The organism is Nitrosopumilus sp. b1 (assembly GCF_014078545.1).
In the GTDB taxonomy this organism is placed as follows: domain Archaea; phylum Thermoproteota; class Nitrososphaeria; order Nitrososphaerales; family Nitrosopumilaceae; genus PXYB01.
In genome coordinates, this window is sequence record NZ_MU078712.1 from 154342 (window position 1) to 179092 (window position 24751).

28 protein-coding genes and 1 pseudogene are annotated in these 24751 nt (G+C 37.6%); 12 read left to right on the forward strand and 17 right to left on the reverse strand.

Annotation, left to right across the window (positions count from 1 at the left end):
* Genes C6988_RS01985 through C6988_RS01995 form a run of 3 tightly spaced genes read right to left on the reverse strand, consistent with a single transcriptional unit; the run spans nt 1 to nt 2632 of the window.
* Nucleotides 1–1158: an MFS transporter gene (locus C6988_RS01985; protein WP_182133037.1), complete on the reverse strand. Its 1158-nt coding sequence runs from the start codon at nt 1156–1158 to the stop codon at nt 1–3.
* A complete protein-coding gene (locus C6988_RS01990; RefSeq protein ID WP_182133039.1) occupies nt 1155–1847 on the reverse strand; it encodes a class I SAM-dependent methyltransferase in 693 nt (230 codons plus the stop codon). The genes C6988_RS01985 and C6988_RS01990 overlap by 4 nt, the downstream gene beginning before the upstream one ends.
* 59 nt (nt 1848–1906) lie before the next feature.
* Complete coding sequence (locus C6988_RS01995) at nt 1907–2632, reverse strand: archaeal proteasome endopeptidase complex subunit alpha (protein ID WP_182133041.1); 726 nt, start codon at nt 2630–2632, stop codon at nt 1907–1909.
* A gap of 130 nt (nt 2633–2762) precedes the next feature.
* Here C6988_RS01995 and C6988_RS02000 point away from each other — a divergent pair, with 130 nt between their 5' ends.
* Both C6988_RS02000 and C6988_RS02005 read left to right on the forward strand, forming a co-directional pair.
* Entirely contained in the window at nt 2763–3149 is a 387-nt protein-coding gene (locus tag C6988_RS02000) for an ArsR/SmtB family transcription factor (RefSeq protein WP_182133043.1), read from the forward strand.
* 97 nt (nt 3150–3246) lie between these two features.
* Complete coding sequence (locus C6988_RS02005) at nt 3247–4521, forward strand: Glu/Leu/Phe/Val family dehydrogenase (protein WP_182133045.1); 1275 nt, start codon at nt 3247–3249, stop codon at nt 4519–4521.
* Between the two features lie 5 nt (nt 4522–4526).
* On the opposite strand, the gene C6988_RS02010 is transcribed toward C6988_RS02005, so the two are convergent.
* A complete protein-coding gene (locus C6988_RS02010; protein ID WP_182133047.1) occupies nt 4527–4904 on the reverse strand; it encodes a toprim domain-containing protein in 378 nt (125 codons plus the stop codon).
* Between the two features lie 50 nt (nt 4905–4954).
* Between C6988_RS02010 and C6988_RS02015 the strand changes: the two genes are divergently transcribed.
* The 7 genes from C6988_RS02015 (at nt 4955) to C6988_RS02045 (ending at nt 11564) form a co-directional block, all read left to right on the forward strand.
* Complete coding sequence (locus tag C6988_RS02015) at nt 4955–5638, forward strand: type 1 glutamine amidotransferase (RefSeq protein WP_182133049.1); 684 nt, start codon at nt 4955–4957, stop codon at nt 5636–5638.
* A gap of 42 nt (nt 5639–5680) precedes the next feature.
* Nucleotides 5681–7798 carry a 3-hydroxypropionate--CoA ligase gene (locus tag C6988_RS02020; RefSeq protein WP_182133051.1) on the forward strand — a complete coding sequence of 706 codons (2118 nt, stop codon included), beginning with the start codon at nt 5681–5683 and terminating at the stop codon, nt 7796–7798.
* 37 nt (nt 7799–7835) lie between these two features.
* Nucleotides 7836–8597 carry an enoyl-CoA hydratase/isomerase family protein gene (locus C6988_RS02025; protein ID WP_182133053.1) on the forward strand — a complete coding sequence of 254 codons (762 nt, stop codon included), beginning with the start codon at nt 7836–7838 and terminating at the stop codon, nt 8595–8597.
* Between the two features lie 88 nt (nt 8598–8685).
* Nucleotides 8686–9036: an iron-sulfur cluster insertion protein ErpA gene (gene erpA / locus C6988_RS02030; RefSeq protein ID WP_182133055.1), complete on the forward strand. Its 351-nt coding sequence runs from the start codon at nt 8686–8688 to the stop codon at nt 9034–9036.
* Nucleotides 9037–9195: 159 nt separating this feature from the next.
* On the forward strand, nt 9196–10338 hold the full coding sequence (gene dnaG, locus C6988_RS02035) for a DNA primase DnaG (protein ID WP_182133057.1): 1143 nt from the start codon (nt 9196–9198) through the stop codon (nt 10336–10338).
* An 8-nt stretch (nt 10339–10346) separates the two neighbouring features.
* Nucleotides 10347–11033, forward strand: a complete 687-nt coding sequence (locus C6988_RS02040; RefSeq protein ID WP_182133059.1) for a DUF120 domain-containing protein — start codon at nt 10347–10349, stop codon at nt 11031–11033.
* Nucleotides 11034–11063: 30 nt separating this feature from the next.
* Nucleotides 11064–11564, forward strand: coding sequence for an acyl-CoA thioesterase (locus tag C6988_RS02045; RefSeq protein ID WP_255464142.1), 501 nt, complete (start codon nt 11064–11066; stop codon nt 11562–11564).
* A 113-nt stretch (nt 11565–11677) separates the two neighbouring features.
* Here the strand turns inward: C6988_RS02045 and C6988_RS02050 are convergent, their stop codons facing one another.
* The 13 genes from C6988_RS02050 to C6988_RS02110 all read right to left on the reverse strand — a co-directional run bounded on the left by C6988_RS02050 (nt 11678) and on the right by C6988_RS02110 (nt 22502).
* Nucleotides 11678–12295, reverse strand: a complete 618-nt coding sequence (locus C6988_RS02050; RefSeq protein ID WP_182133061.1) for an FAD synthase family protein — start codon at nt 12293–12295, stop codon at nt 11678–11680.
* A 42-nt stretch (nt 12296–12337) separates the two neighbouring features.
* The gene (dph5, locus tag C6988_RS02055) at nt 12338–13375 is read right to left on the reverse strand and encodes a diphthine synthase (RefSeq protein ID WP_182133063.1); all 1038 of its coding nucleotides are present in this window, start codon (nt 13373–13375) and stop codon (nt 12338–12340) included.
* On the reverse strand, nt 13375–14502 hold the full coding sequence (locus C6988_RS02060) for a M20/M25/M40 family metallo-hydrolase (protein WP_182133065.1): 1128 nt from the start codon (nt 14500–14502) through the stop codon (nt 13375–13377). Before C6988_RS02060 ends, dph5 begins: the two co-directional genes overlap by 1 nt.
* Before the next feature lie 2 nt (nt 14503–14504).
* Nucleotides 14505–15353 (reverse strand): lysine biosynthesis protein LysX, encoded by an 849-nt coding sequence (gene lysX, locus C6988_RS02065; RefSeq protein WP_182133287.1) that lies wholly within the window; start codon nt 15351–15353, stop codon nt 14505–14507.
* Complete coding sequence (locus C6988_RS02070; RefSeq protein WP_182133067.1) at nt 15350–15517, reverse strand: alpha-aminoadipate/glutamate carrier protein LysW; 168 nt, start codon at nt 15515–15517, stop codon at nt 15350–15352. Before C6988_RS02070 ends, lysX (C6988_RS02065) begins: the two co-directional genes overlap by 4 nt.
* 23 nt (nt 15518–15540) lie before the next feature.
* Nucleotides 15541–16707: a LeuA family protein gene (locus C6988_RS02075; protein ID WP_182133069.1), complete on the reverse strand. Its 1167-nt coding sequence runs from the start codon at nt 16705–16707 to the stop codon at nt 15541–15543.
* Nucleotides 16708–16822: 115 nt separating this feature from the next.
* The gene (gene lysM, locus C6988_RS02080) at nt 16823–17242 is read right to left on the reverse strand and encodes an HTH-type transcriptional regulator LysM (RefSeq protein WP_182133071.1); all 420 of its coding nucleotides are present in this window, start codon (nt 17240–17242) and stop codon (nt 16823–16825) included.
* Nucleotides 17235–18410 (reverse strand): aspartate aminotransferase family protein, encoded by a 1176-nt coding sequence (locus C6988_RS02085; protein ID WP_182133073.1) that lies wholly within the window; start codon nt 18408–18410, stop codon nt 17235–17237. Before C6988_RS02085 ends, lysM begins: the two co-directional genes overlap by 8 nt.
* Entirely contained in the window at nt 18403–19206 is an 804-nt protein-coding gene (locus C6988_RS02090) for a [LysW]-aminoadipate/[LysW]-glutamate kinase (RefSeq protein WP_182133075.1), read from the reverse strand. The genes C6988_RS02085 and C6988_RS02090 overlap by 8 nt, the downstream gene beginning before the upstream one ends.
* A 3-nt stretch (nt 19207–19209) precedes the next feature.
* Nucleotides 19210–20256 (reverse strand): N-acetyl-gamma-glutamyl-phosphate reductase, encoded by a 1047-nt coding sequence (gene argC / locus C6988_RS02095; RefSeq protein WP_182133077.1) that lies wholly within the window; start codon nt 20254–20256, stop codon nt 19210–19212.
* Nucleotides 20257–20284: 28 nt separating this feature from the next.
* The gene (gene lysX, locus C6988_RS02100; RefSeq protein ID WP_182133079.1) at nt 20285–21139 is read right to left on the reverse strand and encodes a lysine biosynthesis protein LysX; all 855 of its coding nucleotides are present in this window, start codon (nt 21137–21139) and stop codon (nt 20285–20287) included.
* The gene (locus C6988_RS02105) at nt 21139–21306 is read right to left on the reverse strand and encodes an alpha-aminoadipate/glutamate carrier protein LysW (RefSeq protein ID WP_182133081.1); all 168 of its coding nucleotides are present in this window, start codon (nt 21304–21306) and stop codon (nt 21139–21141) included. The genes lysX (C6988_RS02100) and C6988_RS02105 overlap by 1 nt, the downstream gene beginning before the upstream one ends.
* 8 nt (nt 21307–21314) lie before the next feature.
* Nucleotides 21315–22502, reverse strand: a complete 1188-nt coding sequence (locus C6988_RS02110; RefSeq protein ID WP_182133083.1) for an argininosuccinate synthase — start codon at nt 22500–22502, stop codon at nt 21315–21317.
* A 148-nt stretch (nt 22503–22650) separates the two neighbouring features.
* On the opposite strand from C6988_RS02110, the gene C6988_RS02115 reads away from it, so the two are divergent.
* The 3 genes and pseudogenes from C6988_RS02115 to C6988_RS11140 form a co-directional block, all read left to right on the forward strand.
* Entirely contained in the window at nt 22651–23682 is a 1032-nt protein-coding gene (locus C6988_RS02115; protein ID WP_182133085.1) for an ABC transporter substrate-binding protein, read from the forward strand.
* On the forward strand, nt 23675–24439 hold the full coding sequence (locus C6988_RS02120) for an ABC transporter ATP-binding protein (RefSeq protein WP_182133087.1): 765 nt from the start codon (nt 23675–23677) through the stop codon (nt 24437–24439). The genes C6988_RS02115 and C6988_RS02120 overlap by 8 nt, the downstream gene beginning before the upstream one ends.
* A gap of 16 nt (nt 24440–24455) precedes the next feature.
* A pseudogene (locus C6988_RS11140) lies at nt 24456–24750 on the forward strand (ABC transporter permease); the annotation flags it as partial.
* Between the last annotated feature and the right edge of the window lies 1 nt (nt 24751).

The following is a 24751-nucleotide window of genomic DNA, read 5'->3' on the forward strand; positions in this document are numbered from 1 at the left end:
TTAAAGATTTGGATTCTTCTGTGGTTCTAATTCCTTATGCTTGATTATCGAAAGAATCGTCACTCCTATTCCTATTACAAAAAATATCAGATATGGGGTACTGTTTGCTTGAATCTCAGAAATAAAACCTGCCGAAATTGGACCTATGGCCCATCCTATTCCAAAGATTGTCTCATATGATCCAATGATGGTGCCTGAAAACTCCTTTCTTGTTTTACTCAGGATTATTTCTATAGTCAATGGGAAGAAGATGCTAAACCCAAATCCCATAAGCAAAAATGCAACCGCAAACTCTATGATTGATTCTGCACCAAACGATATTAACAATCCTGTGGCAATTGATGCAGTGGCTGCAATCAGAGTGTGACTGGTTCTTCTTGCCAACTTTCCCGCAACTAAAAGTGTTACAATGCGAGAAATACCAAATATGAAAAATAACATCTCGATTTGTACATCGCTCATAGAATTATCATTTAGAAACGCAGGGTACACAGTCAAAATTATGCCAAATGTAGATGTGCAGTAGATTAGCATTATGATCACATGTGGGAATTTTTTCATCTCCCTTATTGCATCAAAAGAAAACTTGGTAGTATGCTCGCGTATCTTGTATCTAGATGATGATAGTGATGAAATTATTGCAAACGCAAGAATGAATGCTGCAATCTGAAACACTACTCTTAATGATACATCAAGATTCTCCAAAAGTATAGAGCCAATCAAGGGCCCAATGGTGAATCCTGCAACAAAGAATCCTGTAAACCTTGCAATGTTTCTTACTCGCTGTCGTCCCTCACTGACATTGGATATGATTGCCACACTTGGGGGCCAAAAGAATGCATGTGCTATTCCTGTCATAATTCTAAATCCCATTATCTCAGGAACTGACTGTGCAATGGATAACAGATACACAGAGGTTGAGTTGATTACGACTCCTATAGATAAGAGATACCCGTTGTTGAATCTATCTAGCAGTAATCCAACAAACAACGGGATAAACATGTATGGAATAAAATTTGCAAATCCGATGAGTCCGATTTCTGTGTATGATGCACCGATTACATTTTTTGCAAAGACTGGCAGCATTGGGCCGTGTAATCCATAAGAGATTCCAACTAAGAGTCCAGTTACATTTACTAAAATTAAAGCTCTTTTCATTTGTATGCGGCAACCATTATTGCCCCGCCCATAAGATCTTTCTCAAATTCTACTTTGGAAAATTTCTCCCTTAACATCTCTTCGAGTTTTTTGTTCTTTGGCCATCTCTTGTATGTTCCATACAGTGTTCCAAACTTCAAGCCTAGTCTGCCTCCAGCAATTAGTGCCACTATTGGAAGAATCATTCTAAGATAAAATGAAACTCCAAATCTGATAAATGACTCATCAGGTTTTCCAAGATCTACTATTACAAATCTGCCCCCATCCTTTAGCACTCGGTGAATCTCTGAGATTGCAATTTTCAAGCTGATGGCATCTCGTAATGAATAACCGCAAAGTACAGCATCAAACTTTTCATCTTGAAATGGAATGTGTTCAAAAACTCCACAAGACATGTCTGGTGTTTTTTGAAAAAATGTCCCTGTGTTTTTTAGCATTGGAACTAGTGGGTCATACAGTGTAATTATGATATCTTCATTGCAAATCTTTGATGCAGTTTTTGACATGTTACCAAAGCCTGAGCCTGCATCAAGAATTTTATTCCCTGGAAGAACTCTGCCCGAAATTCCACGCCTTCTGTGTTCCTTGTCTTTTCCCAATGAAATGTATGAATTTACTTTATCATAAACTGGAATGATCTCACTTAGTACTTGAATTACCTCTGCCCAGTAGCTACTACCTAATCCCATTTAGATTAAAACCTCGTCAAAATAATTTTTTAATTTATTAGCAAAACTAAAGAGCAAAACTATACTTTGAATTTTTGACTAGCAATTTGCTGATATTTTTCAATCTCGCCTTCTGTGATCTTTTCTAAAACTTTCTTCTCGGTAGTAATCTTTGCCATCTTGATATTTTTTACACCATCTTTCTTTTCTGCTTTAATGCTGATGGCAGCTACTGCAAGTGCTGCTGCATCTTCTAAACTCAAGTCATCACTGTATGTTTTCTCCAAAAAGTCTGTTACTTCATCCGCTGAAGCCCCGATTGCAACTGCTGCATATGGAACAAACGTTCCACTAGGATCTGTAACATAGATTGATTGACCCTTCTGGTCAACTCCTGCAATGATTAGTGCCACACCATATGGTCTGACTCCAGAATATTGTGTAAACTGATGACACTGGTCGGCTAGGTGCTTTGCAACTGTTTCTACTTCTACTGGCTCATCATAGGTCATCTTGTTTCCTTGTGAGAAGAATCTTGCATTATCGACTTGGACTCTGGCATCTGGAATGTATCCTGCTGCGGCCACCCCAATATGCTGGTCTACTTGGAATATTTTTTGAGTAATATTTGATGTCTGCAATGCACGTGGTTTTTCCTCAACTGCCATGATAATACCCTCTTTGGATTTTATCCCAATTGCTAGGGTTCCACGCTTGACTGTCTCAATGGCATATTCTACTTGGTAAATCCTACCATCTGGTGAATACATGGTAGGCGTCATATCATAACCGCGTGATGCCATCATTTCAAAACGAGTTCATGCTAAGTCAATTTAAGGGTAATTGTTATCTCCAGTCTCATTACTGTGTATGATATGGTATAGATCTGGAAATACTGTTTTATGCTTTTTTCAACAATCATGCATGATAGAAAGTATGAGTATTTCACAATTAATGGAATTCCGACAAGTCCTACGATCTTCAGAACTAAGCCCTGAACGAAAGATTGATCGGCAAACAAAAAAACTCTTGATGTATCTTTTTACCAGTACAAGAGGAGGATTTACAAGATTACGAATTGTAATGATGCTTCTCAAGCAACCTCTTAACACACATCAACTATCGCAAGAACTTGATTTGGACTACAAGGCAGTTCAACATCACATGAGGGTTCTTGAAAAAAATAACCTCGTCTCAAAAATTGGAGAAAAATATGGTGCGATGTATCATCTATCTAATTTTCTAGAAATAAACATTAGAGCATTAGATGATGCAATTGAAAAATTAGAGAGACAGATGACATTCAAAAAAGTGTACATCTAATCATTGAAAATTTATCAATTAGCGATCAAAAATAAATTTCCAAGTTCAGCTAAGGACAGCGTTTAAATACAATTCTAAGATCATCAAGTTGGTTAATTTGGCAAATGTAGATCCATTTGAGAATGCATCACAACAAGTTCACGATGCATGTGACATTTTAGGAATAAAAGACAAAGGAATGCGTGATTACCTTACAATGCCAAATCGATTACTTAGAGTTAAACTGCCAGTAAAGATGGATAACGGAAAGATTCGCGTCTTTACTGGATTTAGAAGCCAACACAACAATGACCGTGGACCATACAAAGGTGGAATCAGATACTTTGACCCTGAAGGTGGCGTAAAGTACATGGAAAGAGAAGTCATGGCACTATCATCATGGATGACTTGGAAGTGTGCAGTAGTAGATGTTCCATTAGGTGGTGGTAAAGGTGGTGTTTTTGTTAATCCTAAAAAAGAAAAACTTAGCGAGGGTGAGCTAGAAAGAATTACTCGAAGATTTGCTTACATGTTATCTGAAGTAATAGGTCCAGGAAAAGATATCCCTGCACCAGACGTCTACACAACTGGAAAAGAGATGACGCAAATCATGGACACCTTTAGCAAATTAAATGAAAACAAATACTCTCCAGGTGTAATTACTGGAAAGCCAATCTCCATGGGTGGCTCTCTGGCTAGAAATGTTGCAACTGGATTAGGTGCTGCTTATTGTGTTAGAGAAGCTGCAAAATCAATTAAACTAAAACTCAAAGGTGCCAAAGTCGTATTACAAGGATTTGGAAACGCATCAACATTTGCAGGTGAGTATCTTGAGAAGATGGGCGCTAAAGTTATTGGAGCAAGTGATTCTAAGGGTTCCATAATTGTGCAAAATGGTTTCAAAGTTAACAAGTTAATCGAATACAAGAAAAACAGGGGCTCTGTGGTTGGATTCCCTGGAAGCAAAAAGGTATCCACTGAGCAATTACTTACAACAAAATGTGATATCTTGATTCCTGGTGCTTTGGAGAATCAAATCGATAAAAAGATTGCAGCAAAATTACAATGTAAAATTATTGCCGAAGCTGCAAACGGTCCAACATTACCTGAAGCAGATCCAATAATTTACCAAAAGAAGATTATTGTTGTGCCAGACATTTTAGCAAACTCTGGCGGAGTATGCATATCATACCTTGAATGGGTTCAAAACAACATGGGATACTATTGGTCATTTGAAGAAGTTGCAAACAAAATGGAAGCAAACATTACTCGAGGCTTTAGAGATACACATGCACTATCAAAGAAACATAAAATTGACATGAGACGAGCTGCAATGGTTTTAGCAGTTGGTAGAGTAGTAGAAGCATTCAACCAAAAAGGTATCTGGCCTTAGATCTTCTATACCAAATACGATTCATAACATACTAGTTGTTCGATAAATCGAATCTTTCCTTTTGTAATCTCTACAAGCTTTTTCTTGTACGATAAATCGATTCTAGTCCTTCTTTGTATCTGATAGATTATACGTGCAGTCAGATATCCGCCCTTTCTGTCACCATCAAGAAGCATTATTACTGTATCATAATTTGCAATATGATCAGAAAACCTTGTAATTCCTCCAAATTTATGAAATTGAATTACCTTTCCTGAAAATCCAATCTTTTTCAAGGCTAATTCGTCACGTTTACCTTCAACTACGACTATACTTTGGGTTTGATTGTTTAGCATATCTACAAAGTTTTGAATATCTTGAATCTCTTGTAATGAAACTTGCACGATAACAATAGTCACTTGAACATATTAAGAACTTTGGTGGATAATAACAAATGAGTGATGTTCTTGCAATTCAGAACACTCGTATTGAGGGCTCAGGGCTCCTTGGAAAAATTCTTGCATCTGATGGGTTTGATGTAACATCAATTAATGCAAAGCATGAAAAGATTCCTGATGAAGAATATTCATTTCTACTTGTTCTGGGTGCACCAGAATCTGCAAACGATGATAGAGATTACTTGAAGAAAGAACAAGAGATGATTCGTAGATACGTTTCAAAACAAAAACCTGTCTTAGGAATATGTCTAGGTTCCCAGTTAATTGCAAAAGCATTTGGTGCTAAAGTTTTTCCTGGCTTAAAAAAAGAGATTGGATTCTATCATGACCTAATTCCAGAATCACAAACTGGACTCTTTTCTGGATTTGATAATCCGTTTACAGTATTTCACTGGCATGGTGACACATTTGATCTTCCAAGTTCTGCAAAAAGATTGGTCCACTCTTCAGTATACCAAAATCAGGCTTTTCAGATTGGAACTGCTGTAGGTCTTCAGTTTCATCTAGAGGTTGATGATTCCATGGTGAATCTTTGGTTGGATAATACTCAAGAAAAGATTGACAAAATCCCGTACATTAATCCTCAGAAAATTCGTGATGATATTGATGAAAATATCGCACTTGTTAATGATAATTTAAGAAAATTCTACAAAAACTTCAAAACAGAATTTGACCTTTGACCAAAGTTTAATATATTGAATTTCGCCCTCACCGATCGACTTATGAATTCTGTGAAAAAAATCTTTGATGAAACAATTCAAACCCGTCACAAGGTTATCACAGAAGAACTATCAAAATCGATTCTAAAATCATATGGCATTAAAGTTCCAGGCTATGCCCTTGTAACATCTGCAGATGAGGCAGTAAAGCAAGCAAAGAAGCTAGGATTTCCTCTTGTTATGAAAGTCGTCTCACCACAAATTCTTCACAAGACTGACGTTGGTGGCGTCAAAGTTGGAATTGACAATGTTGCTGATGTCAAAAAGACATTCAATGACATGTATGGTAGATTATCCAAGAAAAAAGGCGTTGAAGTAAAAGGTATTCTCTTAGAAAAGATGGTTGACAAGGGTGTAGAGCTAATCGTTGGTTTACAAAATGACTCACAATTTGGTCCAGTAATTATGGTTGGAATGGGTGGAATACTGACTGAGGTAATGAAGGATGTTGCCTTTAGAATGCTTCCAATTACCACATCTGATGCAAAATCAATGCTAAATGAGCTAAAGGGCTCTAAAATGCTCAAAGGCTTCCGTGGAAGCAAACCCATTGATCTTAACATGATATCAAAAGCACTTGTTCAGATTGGAAAATTAGGTGTTGATAATGCATCTCACTTTGATAGCATTGACTTTAACCCAGTTGTTGTGTATCCAAAATCATATGCAGTAGTTGATGCAAAAATTCTACTCAAAAAAGAGATCAAAAAAGATGCTATCTCTAAAACAAAGCCAAATGCAGAACACATGGAGCAATTCTTTACACCAAAGTCAGTCGCACTAGTGGGTGCATCAGCAACTCCTGGAAAGATTGGCAACTCTATTTTAGACAGTCTAGTAAATTATGATTTCAAACAAAAAGTTTATCCAATTAATCCAAAGTCCGAAGAAATCTTTGGACAAAAATGTTATCCTTCCGTAGCTGCAATCCCAGATCCAGTTGATCTTGTTGTGGTTTCAGTTGACTTGTCAGTAACGCCTCCAGTCTTAGAAGACTGTGCAAAGAAAGGAGTTCACAATGTTGTAATTGTTTCTGGTGGAGGAAAGGAGCTAGGTGGAGAAAGAGCAGCATATGAAGCTGAAGTTGCAAGATTATCTGCAAAACACAATATCAGAATTATTGGTCCTAACTGCATTGGAATGTTTAATGCTGCTAATCGTCTTGACTGTGCATTCCAAGGCCAAGAAAGAATGGTTCGCTCAAAATTAGGAAATGTAGCATTCTTCTCACAGAGTGGAACCATGGGAATTAGCATGTTGGAGAGCGCTGACTCATTTGGTCTATCAAAGATGATAAGTTTTGGTAATCGTTCTGATGTTGATGAGGCAGACATGATTTGGTATGCTGCAAATGATCCTCAAACCAAAGTTATTGCCTTGTACGTAGAAGGATTTGGAGATGGTAGAAAGTTCATCAATACTGCAAAGCGTGTAATGAAAGAAAAGAAGAAACCAATTGTAATCTGGAAGAGTGGAAGAACAGCTGCAGGTGCAAAACAGGCTGCATCTCATACTGGTTCTCTTGGTGGTTCAAATGCAATTATCATGGGTGCATTCAAGCAGGCAGGAATTATTTCAGTTGATAGTTATCAGGATCTTGTCGGAGTGGCAAAGGCTTTGGCATGGCAACCTGCTGCAAAAGGAAACCGTGTCGCCATGACTAGTAATGGCGCTGGCCCAATGATTGGTGCAATTGACCAACTAGAAAAGCATGGTCTTACAATTGGAAAGATGTCTCCCGCTCTAATCAAAAAGATGAAGGATCGTTTCCCACCAGCAGTGCCAATTCACAATGGTAACCCAGCAGATGTTGGTGGTGGTGCTACTGCAGATGATTATCGATTTGTCATTCAACAATTCATGGATGAGAAAAATGTCGATATCGCAATGCCATGGTTTGTCTTCCAAGATGACCCACTCGAAGAAACAATCGTTGATTATCTTGCTGAATTCCAACAGAAAAAACAGAAACCAATACTAGTTGGATGCAATGGTGGTCCGTACACTGAAAAAATGTCAAAACTGGTTGAGAAACATAATGTTCCAGTTTACAGCGACCTTAGAACCTGGGTAGCTGCTGCATCTGCTTTGGCCCAATGGGGAAAAATCTCTAACTCCTAGAGAACATTTAAGTTCAGTATCACATCGCACATATTCAATGTCGCTAGTTACTACATCTACTTCTGATGGTATTTGCACTGTCAAGATAAACAGACCTGATAAACTCAACGCAATGAACATGGATGTTGCAAAGGAGTTGATCAAAACATTCGAATCTATTGGAACCGATGACAAAATCAAAGTCATCATTCTCACTGGTGAAGGAGAAAAAGCCTTCTCTGCAGGAGCAGACATTGAATACATGTCAAAAATTTCTGCAGACGAATCAGTCGAATATGCAAAACTAGGTCAGCTAGTTACTTCAACAGTCGAATTGGTTAAACAGCCAACAATTGCTGCAGTAAATGGATTTGCACTTGGCGGAGGATGTGAGCTTGCAATGTCTTGTGATATTAGAATCGCAGCAGACACTGCAAAACTTGGCCAACCAGAAGTAACAATTGGTGTCCCTCCTGGATGGGGTGGTACACAAAGACTGATGAGAATAGTGGGCATAGCAAAAGCAAAAGAGCTTGTGTACACTGGTAAGATGATTAAAGCTGATGAGGCAAAAGAGATTGGCCTGGTGAACCACGTTGTTCCATTAGCATCACTAATAGAAGAAGCAAACAAGATGGCTCAACAAATTGCTGCAAACTCTACGATGGGAGTTTTAATGTCAAAGATTGCAATCAATAAAGGAAGAAACGCAGATCTTGACACTGGACTGTCTCTAGAATTATTGGCTTGGAGAAACTGCTTTACACATCCTGATCGTAAAGAAAGAATGACTGCATTTGTAAACAAGTCAAAAAAATAAGCTATCCCTAATTTTCCTTCTTATTTTGTTAAATTACTAGTCGGTACCGTGTGAAAAGCTTATTATAATTTGAGAATGCATTTTGGTCATGGCAACTGAGCAAACTCAAAAAATTGTAACTGTCACTCCAAAGGCTGCTGAAAAGATCAAAGAGTTCATGGCTGAGGAATCTGAGAAACCTGAGTATCTTCGAGTTTATGTTCAAGGTGGAGGTTGTTCAGGATTATCCTATGGAATGGGATTTGAAAAACAACCAGAAGAAGATGATAAGGTAATTGAAGAAAACGGAGTAAAACTCGTTATCGATAGTTACAGTATCGACCATCTACAAGGTGCAAACGTCGACTATATCGAGAGTCTGATGGGTTCTGGATTCAAAATCAACAATCCAAACGTAACCAAATCATGTTCTTGTGGTCATTCATTTAGCACAGAGTAAACACTCTCTTTTTTCCATTTTTATCTTTTAGAAGAGGATCCCAAGCTCAAAATTCGAGAAATTTTTGCAGATTTTACGGATTTTCTGTAAAAACTATCGATAAGCAAATATATTCAACTCTAGAAGTATTCTCATTATGTATAAGGAGATGATAATGTTATGTCAAAATCAGGAATTGTCAAATATCATGTTAAGCTTTCCTATGAAGTTGATGGACTCGTTGAAAGGGCAGATATAATCGGCGCAATCTTCGGTCAAACAGAAGGACTGTTGGGACCAGAGATGAATCTCAACGAGTTACAAAGGGTTTCCAAAGTTGGAAGAATTGAAGTAAACACCAATAGCACTGCAAACACTACAAAGGGTGACGCACTAATTCCAATGAGTACTGACATTGATACCTGCGCACTAATTGCTGCAGCTATTGAGAGTATTGATAAAGTTGGACCATTTGATTGTAAATTTACTTTAGATGCAATTGATGATGTAAGGGCTGCAAAGAAAGACGATATTGTCCGAAGAGCAAAAGAGATCAAGCAAAAATGGGCAACGAAAACTGTTAGCGAAGGTGACACCATGCTAAAAGATGTTCATGAAGGCAACTCTGGTAAAGTTATGACATATGGCCCATCAAATCTTCCATGTGGTTCTGGCGTCTTTGACTCCAGTTGGGTAATTCTCGTTGAAGGTCGTGCAGATATCATCAACTTACTTCGAGCTGGTTATGATAATACACTTGCAATTGAAGGTGCAAGAATAGATGAATCAATAAAGGAACTCTGTAACAAAAAAGATCACATTGTGGCATTTTTGGATGGTGACAGGTCTGGCGGTTTTATTCTCAAAGAGCTAAAATCAGTTGTTAACATTGATTATGAACTTCGTGCAGATTCTGGAATTGAAGTTGAAGAACTCACTCCAACAAGAATTGATGAAATTCTTGGTCCAATTGCAAAAGAAATTGAAGGAGGCTCTAAACCAAAGACAGCTGCAAAGACTGAGGATAAACCTATTGCAGATTTGGCCTCACAGATTTATCCTAATCTCAATGAAACTCTAGAAGCAATTGCACTTGATGGTGACAAAAAAGAGATATTCAAAGTACCAATCAGTGAACTTGTTAGCAAATTATCTAGTCAATCTGGAGTCAAGTATCTTGTACTTGATGGAATCATTACACAAAGATTACTTGAGGGTGCAAAGAATGCAGGAATAGAATGTGTAATTGGTCATAGAGTTGCAAAACTAACTAATGCAGACGGATTAACTCTAAGAACCTTTTCAGAACTAGGCGTTGTTTAGAATTTTTAATGACTGATATCAAGATTCAACACATTCTTACGCTATCTTATCTCTTATCAAAAGGCGCAAAATACAATTTTGTACCAGTGACTACTTCCTCGCTGGGTAAGAACATAAAAAAATCTCAGCAAGCAGCATCCAAGCACCTTGTGGAATTAGAACAAGGAGGTTTCATAGAAAGAATCCTAAATGGTAGGGTGTCTTCTGTAAAAATTACCTCAAAAGGATTTGCAGAGATGATAAAACTCTCAACAATACTGAATTCTAGTCTGAAATCTTCGCCCTCACACATTGAGCTTCGTGGAAATCTGATCTCTGGAATGGGGGAAGGTGCATACTATATGTCGCTTAAAGGTTACACAAAACAATTCAAAAGTAAAATCGGATATGTGCCATTCCCAGGTACTCTAAATGTAAAACTAGATTCAAAAGAAAACATTGAATCCATCCGACAATTTGATGCCTTAGATGGAGTGTTGATTAAAGGATTCTCTGATGGAAAGAGAACCTATGGCTGGGTCAAGTGCTTTTTGGCTACACTAAACAAATCAGTTGATTGCCAGTTAATCAGACTAGAGAGAACTCACCATGATCCTTCTGTAATTGAGCTGATATCAAAAACAAATATTCGCAAGCATGCAAAATTATCTGACGGCTCCAAAGTTGTAATTAAAATTCCAATCAATTCAAAATAATTTCAAATGTACGAGAGTTAATATCATTGAGTGAATCAAAAAAAGGGAGAATTAATGAACGCAAAAAAATCAAGTGATTCCAAGGCTGAGATGATACTTAGAATGTTTCCAACGGATGCAAATCCTGCTGGTAATGTCTTTGGTGGGGAAATTTTAAAACAAATTGATACTGTTGCAGGAATTGTAGCCCAAAGACATTGTGAATCCAATGCAGTAACTGCAAGTATTGATCGTGTTAATTTTCTAAAACCAGTATACGTTGGCAATGCCTTGGTTTTACATGCACAAATTAACTATGTCCATCGCTCATCAATGGAAATTGAGGTAGCTGTTGAGGCAGAAGATCTTCGAACTGGCAAAAAAGTGCTTACTAATACTGCCTTTGTAACCATGGTTGCATTAGGTGAGAATGGCAAACCGACACCAGTTCCAGAACTAATTCTTGAAACCGATGATGAGAAGAAACGATTTCAAGAAGGGGAAAAACGAATGCAGCAAAGAATCAGTGAACGAAAAAAATCTCACGTTTAGAAGAAACTAATTTTGATAATCTAAATTCGAATCCGGCAGGATTAAGAGTATTTTGTTAACAATTTTGGTACCAAATGCTGCTTAATTTTTATCAAAACAATATCTTACAAACTTTAGATATCGTGTATCGCATCGCCATATTCTTTTTCAATCTTAGAGCTTGAAATCTCTGGCACAGGGGATTGCAACCTTGCAACCTTGATATCTAGATTGAGTTTTTTGCATCCATCTGTGATGAACTTTTCCTGGTGAACTTGATCATATCCTAATGCAATGATCTGAGGATTTACAAACTCGACAGTCTTGAAGATGTCTCCTTTCTGACCAATAATGCACAAATCAACCATTGAAAGAGAATTCACCAAAACCCTTCGCTCATTTTGATTGTGAAGTGGTCTTCTCTTCTTCATCTTTTCAGCAGTATCATCTGTTGCAACCACGACAACTAAGACATTACCAAGCTCTTTTGCAGAATTTAATGTGTGGATATGACCTGGATGAATGATATCAAAGACTCCTCCCGTCAATACCACACGCAAGGAAGTCCTGCCAACTTCTGTGAGGGTGTATTTTTCCTTCTCAATTAACCCATTATTTCTTAGACTCAAAATTCTATCATTAACAAATTCCTCCGAAAGATTGCTCTTTTGCCTGACTAATTTCACAGGATCCCCCCCAATGAGGGATGAAACAAAAATTGAACATAGAATTGAGTTATCTATCTCATCCAAACTGTATAATGTAATTCTGACCCTTTCTTTAACTCATCGATACTACATTTTGGGGTCCATGCCCTTTGCAATTCGTAGCGCATCTACTAGCCCATCAGCATAACCTATGCTAAGAATTGCCACATCATCTTTTCCTTGCTCCAAAAATTTCTCTGCATCTTGCACATACAGCTCTGCATTCTCTAGTATCTCACAATATTCCTTTGAGTCTTTGTAATGCGGGGCAATCTCTTTAATTGCTTCTCTAACCATTGGAACATATTTCTCTAGCATTTGAGTTGGAATCTTTTTAATTTTCTCAGAGTTACTAATGGGTTCATCCAGACATTTTGCCAAAACTTTCAATGCATCAGACTCTGTAAAGTGCAAATTGCCAGGAATAATTATGGTGTGTGGCGGCTTGCCAAAATCTACCTTTTGAATCTTGCTAATGCTTCCACAAATAATTTTTTGAGTTTTAAATCCAATTCTTGATGCAACAATTACAAATGTTGATTTGCTAATTACTTTTCTTATCTGCTCTGCTTCTGTCTCTAGCAAATCGTGTAATGCATCATTTGGCTTTAAAAAAAAGTCCTTGTCTTGGTTGTACTCTAAAAGCAAAATTGTGTGATTTCCTTCAATCAAATTTTTGTATGTGACATAATACGGAGTTGTTAGTGATTTTGCTTCGCTCATAATTGTTGCAATTCTTCCGACTTTGTAATAGTGCAATCCACACTCCCCAACCATAGATGTTATGGATGACGCAGCATGAATGGAATAAGTTTTAATTTTTTCATTTATTGCGCGAGTTCTTAGCTCTATATGGGTAGTTGCAATGTATGGATCGCCATATGAAATTAATGAAACTTTTTTCTTTTTAGAATTTTTTAAAATCTCTTTTCCGTCTTCTACCATCCATCGTTTAGCAATCTTAAACTCGCCCTTGATCTTTTTCTTAAACTTTGATAGCTCTACTTTACTTATTGGGCTAGTAAATGCCTCAAGGTAGACAATATCTGATTTTTTTAATACATCAAGTGTTTCATTGGATAATGAACTCAGTCCAGAAACTCCGATGCCAATAAACCACAGCATTATTGGTTTTTTCTATCGTGCAGTCTTTTTAAATGATGCAAGGTCTTCTTGAGGACTTCGATTCCTCTTAGGTACTCATCAATTGACACCTTTTCATCAATGGTGTGGGCCTGATGGGGATCGCCTGGTCCATAAGTGACTACTGGAATCTTTAGTCTGTTTCCTATGACGTTCATGTCACCTGTACCTGTTTTTCTAATCAAGGTTGGTCTTGCATGCTCCACCTCCATTACTCCCAAGGTAAATGCTCGAACCAGTGGTGAGTTGTGCGGTGCCTCAAATGGCTCTGTCTCATCGAGAATAGAGTAGAATGCTTCCACCTCTCTTTTCCTTGATACCTCTTGAACTGATTTTGCAATCTTTTCTTCAACCATCTTGCAATTCATGTCGACTGGAATTCTAATATCCAAAATGGTTTCACATTCTTTTGGAGTTACGTTGTGGCTTGTACCGCCTTTGATTTCGGTAATGGTGGCAGTTAGCATCATGCTCTTTTTCTTTCCATCTTGTCCTGCTTCTAGTGCTCTCTTTACCTCCTGAGTAAACACAGCTGACTCTTCAATCGCGTTTTTTGCAAGCCATGGGGCACTTGCGTGTGCACTGTCGCCAACATTGATCTTTAGATTAATTGCCAAACGACCCTTGTATGCAATGGTGACCTGCCTGATTCCACTAGGTTCGCCAAACACAGCATAGTCTAAATCAAGTTCTTGTTGGACTAGGTTTTTGATTCCTGTTGCGTTTCCTTCCTCATCAACTGCGCCACAAAATATCACTGTTCCATTATTGTTCTGCACCGATGCTGCTGCAAATAACATTGCCATCAATGGGGCTTTAGCATCAGATGCTCCTCTGCCAAACAGATTGTCTCCTTCTTTTCTAACTTTAATTTTTCCTGGAACTGTATCCATGTGTCCACACAAAAGAATTCTTGGCGAACCAGATCCCTTCTTTGCAATAATGTTTCCAACCTCATCAATGTGAATGTCTTCAAAACCAAGATCATCACACTTGTCTGCAAGAAATTCCGCAACTGGCTTTTCACTTAGGGATGGTGTGTACAATCGTAGAACTTTCTCTAGCATCTTTACTGCAAATCGTGGTGTGACTGTAAACGTGGAATCCATTTCTATCTTTTAGATTCCAATGCATAATCAATCATCAGTGATGGAATATCTACTTCACAGACTCTAACTGTGTTTTTGTATTCTGTAGTGTTGTTGACTTCGTGAACGACCAGTCCTCTATCATCGCTTTCCATTAAATCAACGCCTACGATTTGTCCCTGAACTGCATTTTTAGCTTTAATACAAATATCTTCTAATTCATTGGTGACCTCGCATTTTTCGGCTCGTCCGCCTAATGCCATGTTTGTCTTCCAATTTCCATCTCCAGAATTTCTATAAATTGCCGCCACTACTTTATCCCCTACCATAATTGCTCTAATGTCTCTTGGTGGTCTTTGTACAAACTCTTCTAAATAATGTATTTGATAAATTGGATACATCTTTTCTCTTCCTTCAATGATGCCTTCTGCAGAATCTTTGTCATTAATTTTTGATATCATTCTTCCCCAACTTCCAACTGTTGGTTTGATGACTTTGGGATATCCTTCTTTTTCAAGTGCTTCAATTGCAGATTCTTTTGAGAATGCAACAGTAGCGTAAGGTGTTGGAACTCCGAACTTTCTTAGCAACATATGAGTATACAATTTGTTTCCTGCAAAAATTCCTGTATTGAGACAGTTGATTACGTTGACTCCCATTCCTTCAAGTGCTGCAGTAGAGTGAACATTTCTGTAGTAACTTACGCACCTCTGGATAACTGTTCCAAAACCATCTCGTTTGCTGTCTAATTGTAATGAAAGTTTCTTACAATCAAACATTTCTAGATTAACGTTCTTTTTTTTTCCCGCTTCTAGTAACGCTTTTTCTTCCCATCGGATGGTATCGTAAAGAACAGTAATGTCAGGGGTCACTGCCCCCAATCCTCGCCTACCGTTTGGGCGGGCTTTAGATCAAAACCTCCTGATGATTTAACTAATTCATAACTTGCACCACATTCTGGGCAGGTTACAATCTCTCCTTCTACTGCATCGCTTGGGATTGAAATATTTGCGTCACATTCATCACAACTTGCCAATTTGATCTCTCACTTCCTCTCCATTATTTGTCATTAATTATCTTTCTTTCCAGCCTGTCTTCTAGTGGGATCTCAATCAAGTCCCCCATTCGAAGGTTTTTCAAGCCTGCAGCCACATCTTTGGCTCCTTGGTCGTCTTTTTCCAAGCCCAACAATGACATTAGATAGGCAGCACCAGTCTTTCCTGCCAGTTCTCCAAAAACAATTCTCCTTCTATTTCCAACTATTCTTGGCGGGATTGGCTCGTATGCAGCAGGGTTTCTTAGAATAGCTGCAAGATGAGTTCCTGCTTTATGCTTGTATGCTGAGGTTCCTACGATTGGTTTTGAATCATAGGGTGGAATTGAAGTATAGTCTTCAATCAATCTAGAAAGATCCTGTAGCATGTCTAGCCTCAAATCATTTGGTGATTTGTAAAGATAAGTTAAAGCCACTGCTACTTCGGCAAGTGCTGGAATGCCTGTCCTTTCACCAATTCCATCAATAGTAGTGTGAATCTGATCCACTCCTGCATCACATGCTGCAAATGCATTTGCTAATGCAAAGCCGATATCATTGTGTACATGAGCATCTAGCGGTGTATCTATTTCATCTCGAACTTTTTTAACAAAATTATACATTCCAATTGGTCTCATAATTCCAACTGTATCAGGCAAGCTAATTCTATCTACACCTGCATCCGATATTGCTCGGCACACTTCAAGCAAAAATTTAGGATCTGCTCTACTACCATCCTCCACTGTGAATCTAATTTTAAGACCATGTGACTTTGCATACTCTACGGTTTCCACTGCACGACGTAGTGCCTCTTCTCTTGAAATCCTTAACTTGTCTTTAAGATGAATATCTGAAATGCCTAGATAACCTGCAACCCATTTTGCATCACAGCTAAGGGACACATCAATGTCCTCTTTTAACGCTCTACCATGAGAAACAATATCTGCCTTTAACCCTTGTTTGATAATTGTTTTAGTTGCTTCTTTATGATCTTGTGATACTACTGGTGAGATTTCAATCTGGTCTACACCAAAATAGTCAAGCATCCATGCAATCTGAATTCTTTGTTTGTTTGTAAAAGATACTCCTGGATGTTGTTCCCCTTCACGAAGGGTGCTGTCAAGAATTCGTATCTTCTTTGGATTCTTTGAATATGCATTGTACTGGTTTGCATAGTGATTCGGATCGTTCATTGCAGAATTCGTTAATCAAGTCAGTAAATATAAACATATTCGTACTAATTTCGTCGATTTTAACGCTTTTTGATCCTAGATTAGTTAAAAGGAAAATTAAAGATCCGATTCTCGCTTAGCTTATTGTTTTGAGAATAATTACAGAGTTGCTATCCACCACGCCAGGAACTTTTCTTATTGCATCAATACTACTGTTTATTTCTGTGATGTTTGGTGCACTCATGATGACAATAATGTCGTACTGTCCTGTAATCTCATAGACTGTTTTTACTCCGTCTAGTTTTGTTAGTTTTGTAGACACCTTTGATGTATCCATCCCTGAATCCACTGAAACTAGAATAATTGCTTTTGTTGCATTCTCTTCTCCTACTTCAATGGTGAATTTTTTAATCGTGCCGCTATCGACTAGATTTTTTACTCTGCGTCTTACTGCCGATTCTGATAACTTTAGTTTTTTTCCAATGTCTACAAATGATTCTCTAGAATCGTTTCGGAGGGCTTCGATTATTTTTTCATCGATTTTATCTCTAAACATTACGTCTTTCTTCCTCTCTTGTTAGCAATACATCTAGTGTATCTAAAACTTTTGTAATATCTTCTTCGGAAATCACAAGAGGGGGTAATAGTCGTAGTATGTTTCTGCCTGAGTAAAGTAGTAAAATTCCTTCCTTGATGCCCTCCATCAAAATGTCTTTTACTTCAAATTTCAATTCCACTCCAATCATTAGGCCTTTTCCCCTTACTTCTCTGATGATGTCGTGTTTTTCTTGTAGCTTTTTCAAACCGTCAATGAATTTTCCTCCATTTTTTTCTGCATTTTTTATCAATCCATCTTGTGTAAGTGCATGGATTGTTCCAATACCAGCTGCACAAGAGAGTGGATTTCCTCCAAATGTTGAAGAATGTTCTCCTTTGCTCATGCACGAAAGAATCTCTGGTTTGACAAGGGTTGCACCCATTGGTACTCCACCTGCAATTCCTTTTGCAAGGCACATAATATCTGGTGTTGTATTCCAGTGCTCTGATGCCCACATTCGGCCTGTTCTGCCAAGACCTGCCTGAATTTCGTCAAAAATTAAGAGGATTCCTTTTTCATCACACAGCTTGCGTACCTCTTGCAAGAATCCGTCTGGTGCAACATGTATTCCACTTTCTCCTTGGATTGGTTCCATTATAACAAATCCTGTATCATCATTAATTGTAGAACGTAATTCGTTAATGTCACCAAATGAAGAAAATGATACTTGCTCTACTAGTGGCTCAAACATCTTTCTATATTTTGGATTAAATGTTAGTGATAACGCACCCATTGATTTTCCATGGTATGATCCTTTCATTGCAACCATTCCTTTCTTTCCAGTAAATTTTCGCGCAAATTTTATTGCAGCTTCTATTGCTTCAGCTCCACTGTTGTTGAGATGAACTTGAGACAATCCTTTTGGAGTTTGTTTCATTAATGTTTCAAGAAATTCTTCTCTTGTCTTGTTGTATAGTGAACTATGAACTGTAATTATTTTATCTAATTGTGATTTGATTGCATTAACAACTCGTTCATTTCTGTGGCCTACTAGTGCTACACCATAACCTCCCATGCAATCAACATACTCTTTTCCGTTTACATCCCAAACGTGGGAACCAAGTCCTTTTTCAATTGTTACTGGAAATCTTTGGTACAGACTTCCCATAAAGTCATCTTCAGTCATTTTCAATTACCGTACAATTGTCATGTGCAATAGCACTTGAGATTGGATTTTCCTTTTGTCCATTTGCAATTAGGGCTTGTTTAACTCCCATATCTAATGCTTCTGTTGCAGCAAGAATCTTCTTTTCCATTCCCGGTCCAATCTTTGGACGTATCTCTTTTGCTTCTTGTAGAGATAGTTTTTGAACTAGCTTATCATCCATTAGTAATCCATCAACATTGGTGACAAAAAGTACCTTGTCTGATTTTACTTTTCCAGCTACATATGCTGCTGCTCTATCTCCGTCTACATTAAGAAAGTCGCCTTCTTCACTAATGGCAATCGGTGAAATTACAGGAGTTAACCCTCGCTCTAGCAGGGATTTTATGAAATCTGCATTAATTTCAGTAATCTTTCCTGTATATCCGCCATCTATTGCCTGTTTTCGACCTTTTTCATTAATGATGAGAAGTTTTTTCTTCCTCTCTGCCTGAATTGTTTTTGCATCAACTCCTGAAATTCCAACTGCATTAATTCCATTTTTTTGTAGCATCTGAACAATTGTTTTGTTAATTCGCCCTGACATTACCATTGTAAAAATTTCTGCAGTATCTTTGTCAGTGTATCTACTTTTGATTCCGCTTGGTGATGTAACAAACTTTGGTTCTTTTCCAAGTTGTTCGCAAACTTTAGTAACTTCTTTTCCACCACCATGTACAAGAATCACTCCTTCTTGTTGTGAAATTTTTTTTATATCTTGAATTGTACTTGGATGTAAATTATCAACTACACTCCCACCAATCTTTATTGTAATCATTTCTTACACTGGTGTTAATGGAGTGTATCTTAAACCATCCATCTCATCAAAGCCTGCCATTACATTCATGTTTTGAATTGCAGAGCCTGCTGCGCCTTTCATTAGATTGTCTGATGCTGAGATGGCAATTAGTCTATTGTTGTCTTCATCTAAATCAAATCCGATATCACAAAAGTTTGAACCTACTAGGAATTTTGGATCTGGGAATTTGTAAAGACCTTTTTTATCACGAATTAATCTAACAAATCTTTCTTCACCATATGCTTGACGATACAATTTCCATAATTCTTTCTCTTCTATCTCTTTTGTCATGAATGTGTGGTTAGTACAAAGTATTCCTCTGACTACATCCACTGCATGTGGACTCATCGATACACGAATTTTCTTTCCTGCAATCTCACTAAGCTCTTGCTCAATTTCTCCTGTATGTCTGTGCTTTGCTGGTTTGTATGGTCTGATAACTCCTGCACGCATTGCATGACTGGTTCCTGCACCTGCTCCTGCACCTGATGAACCAATCTTTGAATCAACTACAATGTGTTCGGTATCGATGATATTGTTCTTGATTAATGGAGCAAGGGCTAGCATTGAAGTTACTGCCATGCAACCTGGGCATGATACAAGTTGTGCATTTTTTATCTTCTCTCTGTGTAATTCTGGGACTCCAAATACTGATTTTGAAAGATAGTCTGGATGTGGATGTTCCCAACCATACCACTTGCCATAGTCTTCTGGATTGTGCAATCTATAGTCTGCACTAAGGTCGATTATCTTTAGACCTCTGTCATAGAGTGCCTTTACAATTTCTGTTGCAGTTCCATGTGGTACTGCAGTAAAGACCAGATCACACTTGTCTGTCATTTTATCATAATCTAGTTCTGAAAATGTTAAATCTGTAAATCCTTTCAAACTTGGTTGAACCCTATGAAGATACTCTCCGACATGTTGTCTGGAGGTAACCATTGTGATCTCAACTTTTGGATGGTTTACTAGTAATCGTAATGTTTCTCCTCCAACATAACCTGAGGCTCCAACAACTCCTACTTTCATGATATCCCCTCTAGTAGGGAGGTATAATTTATTTCCTAACGGAGTTTACTGCAAATTCTATCATTTCTTTTGGAATGTTTCGTTTTGCAACTCTTGATAACCCCTTAAACTCTACTGTATTGTTTACTTCGTGCACTACTAGCCCTTTTTCTTTGTCCTCCATCATATCTACGCCTAAAATTCCTCCTCCGACGGATTTTGATGCCTTGATTGCCAAGTCTTCGATCTCATTAGTTATTTCACAAAGCTCTGGATCCGCACCTAAGGCAATATTTGTCTTGAATCCTTCCGACTTTCTGTACATTGCACCTACTGCTTGTTCCCCTACTGTTATTACACGAATGTCTCTTGGAGGTCTATTAATCATCTCTTGAAGGTAGTAAATTCTATCATGAGGACCATCAGTGAGTTCTCGTATTTCAAAAACTGCATCCATTGTGTCTTTGTCTTTGAGTGGTATGACTCCCCTTCCCCAACTGCCGATTACCGGCTTTATCACCATCGGAAACCCAATTTTGGAAAGATTTTCTTCTGCTCCTTCTTTTGAGAATGAAAAGTATGTTTTTGGAGTTGGGACTTTGTTTTTTGCCAAGCACAAAGTCATAAACATCTTGTTTCCGCAATTTGTCGCAACGCTGAATTTGTTGATAACTGGAATGTCTAAAAATTCAAGGCATGATGTAAAATGAAGGCCTCTAAAGTAACTGACACATCTCTCTAGTACTACTTGACCGAAATCATAGTCAGTCTTCTTACTCTCCGTGTTTAGTTGTGTGATCTTTGCATCTATCATAGATGTGTCATATCCAAGAGATTCTGCCTCCTTTTGGAGCATCTTCTCTTCTGATCTTAATCGATCAAATACGACACAAATCTTTGACATTACTCTCCCCAGTCTTCGCCAACACTTTCTGCTTGTTTTAGCTGTACGTTTGAACCTTCTTTCTTTGCAATCTCAAAGTCAGCACCACAATCAGGGCAGGATACGATCTCTCCTACAGCGGCGTCATCGGGAATGTTTAGATTTGCATCACATTCTGGGCAATTCATAATTTTCTTCACCTTTTCTTTTGTAATTTATTAGCTTCTGTTGATTGCATTCCCCACAATTCAACAAAACCTTTGGCCAATTTTTGGTCAAATGTGGACTCTGATCCATATGTGGCAATATCGTGACTATATAGGGAGTATTTTGACTTTCTTCCAACAACTCTCATGCTTCCTTGGAGCATCTTGATCTTTACAGTGCCTGTGACTCTACTCTGGGATTCTTCAATAAATGCATCCAAGTTGGACTTTAATGGATCCTGCCATAATCCAGAATACGCCAACCAAGACCATTCATCATCAACTATTGCTTTGAATTTAGTTTCATGTTTTGTATGAACCATTTTTTCAAGATCAGAATGAGCTTCTATCAGACATGATGCTGCTGGGGTTTCATAGACCTCACGTGATTTGATTCCGACTACTCTGTCCTCAATATGATCAACTATTCCCACACCTGCAGCACCAGCCTTTTTGTTTATGTATTCGATGAGGTTAATTGGCTGCATAACTTTCCCATCAACTGCTACAGGAACTCCTTTTTCAAATTTTATCTCAAGATAAGATGGCTTTGTTGAAAGATTTTTTGTCTTAACCCAAATGAATGCATCAGCAGGAGGTTCATTAAATGGATCCTCTAGCACTCCGCCTTCTATTGCTCTTCCCCAAAGATTTTGATCAATACTGAATCTTTTTGCAACGTTATCGATTTTAATTCCATGTTTATTTGCAAATTTTAATTCTGTTGTTCTATCCAAATTCATATCTCTGATTGGAGCAATAATAGGTAAATTAGAGCCTGCACGTAATGTAATGTCAAATCTTACTTGATCATTTCCTTTTCCTGAACAGCCATGTGCAAGAGCGGTAACTTTTTCTTTCTTTGCAATTTCTAAAACTTTTTCAGCAATTAGCGGTCTTGCAAGTGCTGTTGCTAAACAATATTTTTTCTGATAAAGTGCATTCGCTTTAATTGATGGGAAAATATATTTTTCAACAAATTCTTTTCGCGCATCAATATTATAATGCCGTTTTACTCCAAGTTTCTTTGCTTTTGCAGCTATCTTTTTTTGGTCATCTCCTTGACCTACGTCAATTGTTACAGTTACAACATCCAAGTTGTGTTGTTCTTGGAGATACTTTACAACCACTGATGTATCTAAACCACCAGAGAACGCAAGTATTGCTTTTCCAGTCATATCGCACCTGACTGACTGTAGCTTGAAATTTATCTTTTGTGTTGGGAATTTAAAAAATATTTTGAGGGCAACTAAAATGATTTGCTGCAGCAAACTAGCTTAAGCTAAAATCCGATCATTATTTATCGGTCAGATATAACGCTGTTTTATGAAAATTACCGTGGTAGCTATTGGTATTGGAATTGTTGTAACTTTAGCTATAACTGCCGCACTGTCTGTTCAGTTGGAAAATTCTCAAGATGAAATTCGTGTTGGATATTTTCCAAATATTGGTCACGCAATACCTATTGTAGGTCTTGAAAAAGGATTTTTTTCTCAAAATCTGCCTGATGTACAAATTAAAACAAGAGTTTTTGATAGTGGACCTCAAGCAATAGAGGCATTGTTTGCAAATTCTATTGATATTGCTTATGTTGGACCTGGTCCTGCAGTTAATGGGTTTTTAAAATCTGATTCTAATAATATACGAATTTTGGCAGGTGCAGCAAGTGGAGGTGCTAGTTTTATTGTTCATCCTGATTCTCACATCAATTCTGTTGATGACTTTGAAGGAAAAAGAATTGCAGCGCCACAGATTGCAAACTCGCAAGATGTTTCACTTAGAACTTATCTCAAGGAAAACGGTCTTGAAACTGCTGAACGGGGTGGCTCTGTTTATGTATTGAATGTTGCAAATCCTGAAATCTATACGTTATTTATTAAAGGAGACATTGATGGTGCTTGGATTCCAGAACCATGGGCAACCATCTTTGTTGAAAAATTAAATGGTAAAAGACTATTCTTTGAAGAAGATCTTTGGCCAGAAAAAAGATTCTCATCTGTATTACTAATTGCAAGAGCTGATTATGTTGAAAAAAATGATAGCATAATACAAAAATGGTTAGAGTCTCATCAAGAAACAGTAGAGTGGATTAATCTGAATAATGAAGAAACAGGAATTATTTATAATGACTTTTTGAATAACGAACTTGGTACTACGCTATCTGAATCTGTACTCAAAGAATCTTTTTCAAATATAGAAATTACATCAGATCCAATTCCAAAATCAATTGAAATTTTTGCAAAACGATCATATGATTTGGGATATCTTGGAAGAAACGGGTATGATCTGTCTGGAATTTATTATTACAATCAAACTCTTGGGACCAAACACATGGAGATGATTTCACATTATGACTAAACTTGAAGCAAAAAATATTGTAAAATATTTCAAGCACGAAAAATACAATCTAAAAGCACTAGGAGGAATTAATCTCCAAGTTGAAGACGGCGATTTTGTATGTCTTGTTGGTCCTTCAGGATGTGGCAAATCTACATTCTTACGCATAGTAGCTGGACTTGAGAATCCCGATGAGGGTGAGATACTCTTTGATGGAAAGCCAGTTTCTGGTACTGGACCTGAAAGAATAATGGTATTTCAGGAAGGTGCCCTTTTTCCATGGTTAAAGGTCATTGATAATGTTGAATTTGGCTTGAAGATGGCCGGAATACCAAAGGAAAAAAGATCACAAATTTCTCATCGTTATCTAGACATGATGCAGCTTACCAAATTTGCAGATTCATACACATATCAGCTATCAACAGGAATGAAACAAAGAGTGGCAATTGCCCGAGCACTAGTAATGGATCCTGATGTGTTGCTAATGGATGAACCGTTTGCTGCACTTGATGCACAAACTCGTGACCTATTGCTAGTTGAAATGCAACTTATCTGGGAAAGAACCAAAAAAACAATCTTGTTTGTTACTCATAATGTTTCTGAAGCTGTAGTTCTTGGCTCAAAAGTTGCAATATTTAGTAACCGACCCTCAACAATAAAAAAAGAATTAGCAATTGATTATAGAAGACCAAGATTAGCCGAAGACGAACAACTAATGAAACACCAACAAGAGATTTTATCTGAATTAAGACCTGAGGTTAAGAAAACAAAAGAGTGATGATATGAAATCTAAAATGTTATGGAAAAAAATCGCATTTTACATTGCAGTAATTGCAACATGGCAAATAATTGGAGATTTAAATTTCTGGCCCAATGAAATTTTTCCCTCTGCATATGAGGTAGCCGAAGATCTGGTGTATAGTGCATCAGATGGAAGCTTGTTTTATGGAATTGGAACCAGCATTGCAAGATTAATCGTTGGATTGGCAATTGCAATTGTAGGTGGTATTGTACTTGGAATTTTCATGGCAAGAGTTGAGACTGTGAATCAAACAATTGGCTCACTCGTATTGGGATTGCAATCTATTCN

Coding starts and splice junctions, on each gene's coding strand:
- C6988_RS02115 (WP_182133085.1), top strand. CDS start 22,651: ATGAAAATTACCGTGGTAGCTATTGGTATTGGAATTGTTGTAACTTTA.
- C6988_RS02000 (WP_182133043.1), top strand. CDS start 2,763: ATGAGTATTTCACAATTAATGGAATTCCGACAAGTCCTACGATCTTCA.
- dnaG (WP_182133057.1), top strand. CDS start 9,196: ATGTCAAAATCAGGAATTGTCAAATATCATGTTAAGCTTTCCTATGAA.
- C6988_RS02025 (WP_182133053.1), top strand. CDS start 7,836: ATGTCGCTAGTTACTACATCTACTTCTGATGGTATTTGCACTGTCAAG.
- C6988_RS01985 (WP_182133037.1), bottom strand. CDS start 1,158: ATGAAAAGAGCTTTAATTTTAGTAAATGTAACTGGACTCTTAGTTGGA.
- C6988_RS02110 (WP_182133083.1), bottom strand. CDS start 22,502: ATGACTGGAAAAGCAATACTTGCGTTCTCTGGTGGTTTAGATACATCA.
- argC (WP_182133077.1), bottom strand. CDS start 20,256: ATGAAAGTAGGAGTTGTTGGAGCCTCAGGTTATGTTGGAGGAGAAACA.
- C6988_RS02090 (WP_182133075.1), bottom strand. CDS start 19,206: ATGATTACAATAAAGATTGGTGGGAGTGTAGTTGATAATTTACATCCA.
- lysM (WP_182133071.1), bottom strand. CDS start 17,242: ATGTTTAGAGATAAAATCGATGAAAAAATAATCGAAGCCCTCCGAAAC.
- C6988_RS02020 (WP_182133051.1), top strand. CDS start 5,681: ATGAATTCTGTGAAAAAAATCTTTGATGAAACAATTCAAACCCGTCAC.
- C6988_RS02105 (WP_182133081.1), bottom strand. CDS start 21,306: ATGAATTGCCCAGAATGTGATGCAAATCTAAACATTCCCGATGACGCC.
- C6988_RS01990 (WP_182133039.1), bottom strand. CDS start 1,847: ATGGGATTAGGTAGTAGCTACTGGGCAGAGGTAATTCAAGTACTAAGT.
- C6988_RS02120 (WP_182133087.1), top strand. CDS start 23,675: ATGACTAAACTTGAAGCAAAAAATATTGTAAAATATTTCAAGCACGAA.
- erpA (WP_182133055.1), top strand. CDS start 8,686: ATGGCAACTGAGCAAACTCAAAAAATTGTAACTGTCACTCCAAAGGCT.
- C6988_RS02075 (WP_182133069.1), bottom strand. CDS start 16,707: ATGAACGATCCGAATCACTATGCAAACCAGTACAATGCATATTCAAAG.
- C6988_RS02015 (WP_182133049.1), top strand. CDS start 4,955: ATGAGTGATGTTCTTGCAATTCAGAACACTCGTATTGAGGGCTCAGGG.
- C6988_RS01995 (WP_182133041.1), bottom strand. CDS start 2,632: ATGATGGCATCACGCGGTTATGATATGACGCCTACCATGTATTCACCA.
- dph5 (WP_182133063.1), bottom strand. CDS start 13,375: ATGCTGTGGTTTATTGGCATCGGAGTTTCTGGACTGAGTTCATTATCC.
- C6988_RS02040 (WP_182133059.1), top strand. CDS start 10,347: ATGACTGATATCAAGATTCAACACATTCTTACGCTATCTTATCTCTTA.
- lysX (WP_182133079.1), bottom strand. CDS start 21,139: ATGTCAAAGATTTGTGTCGTATTTGATCGATTAAGATCAGAAGAGAAG.
- C6988_RS02060 (WP_182133065.1), bottom strand. CDS start 14,502: ATGGATTCCACGTTTACAGTCACACCACGATTTGCAGTAAAGATGCTA.
- C6988_RS02085 (WP_182133073.1), bottom strand. CDS start 18,410: ATGACTGAAGATGACTTTATGGGAAGTCTGTACCAAAGATTTCCAGTA.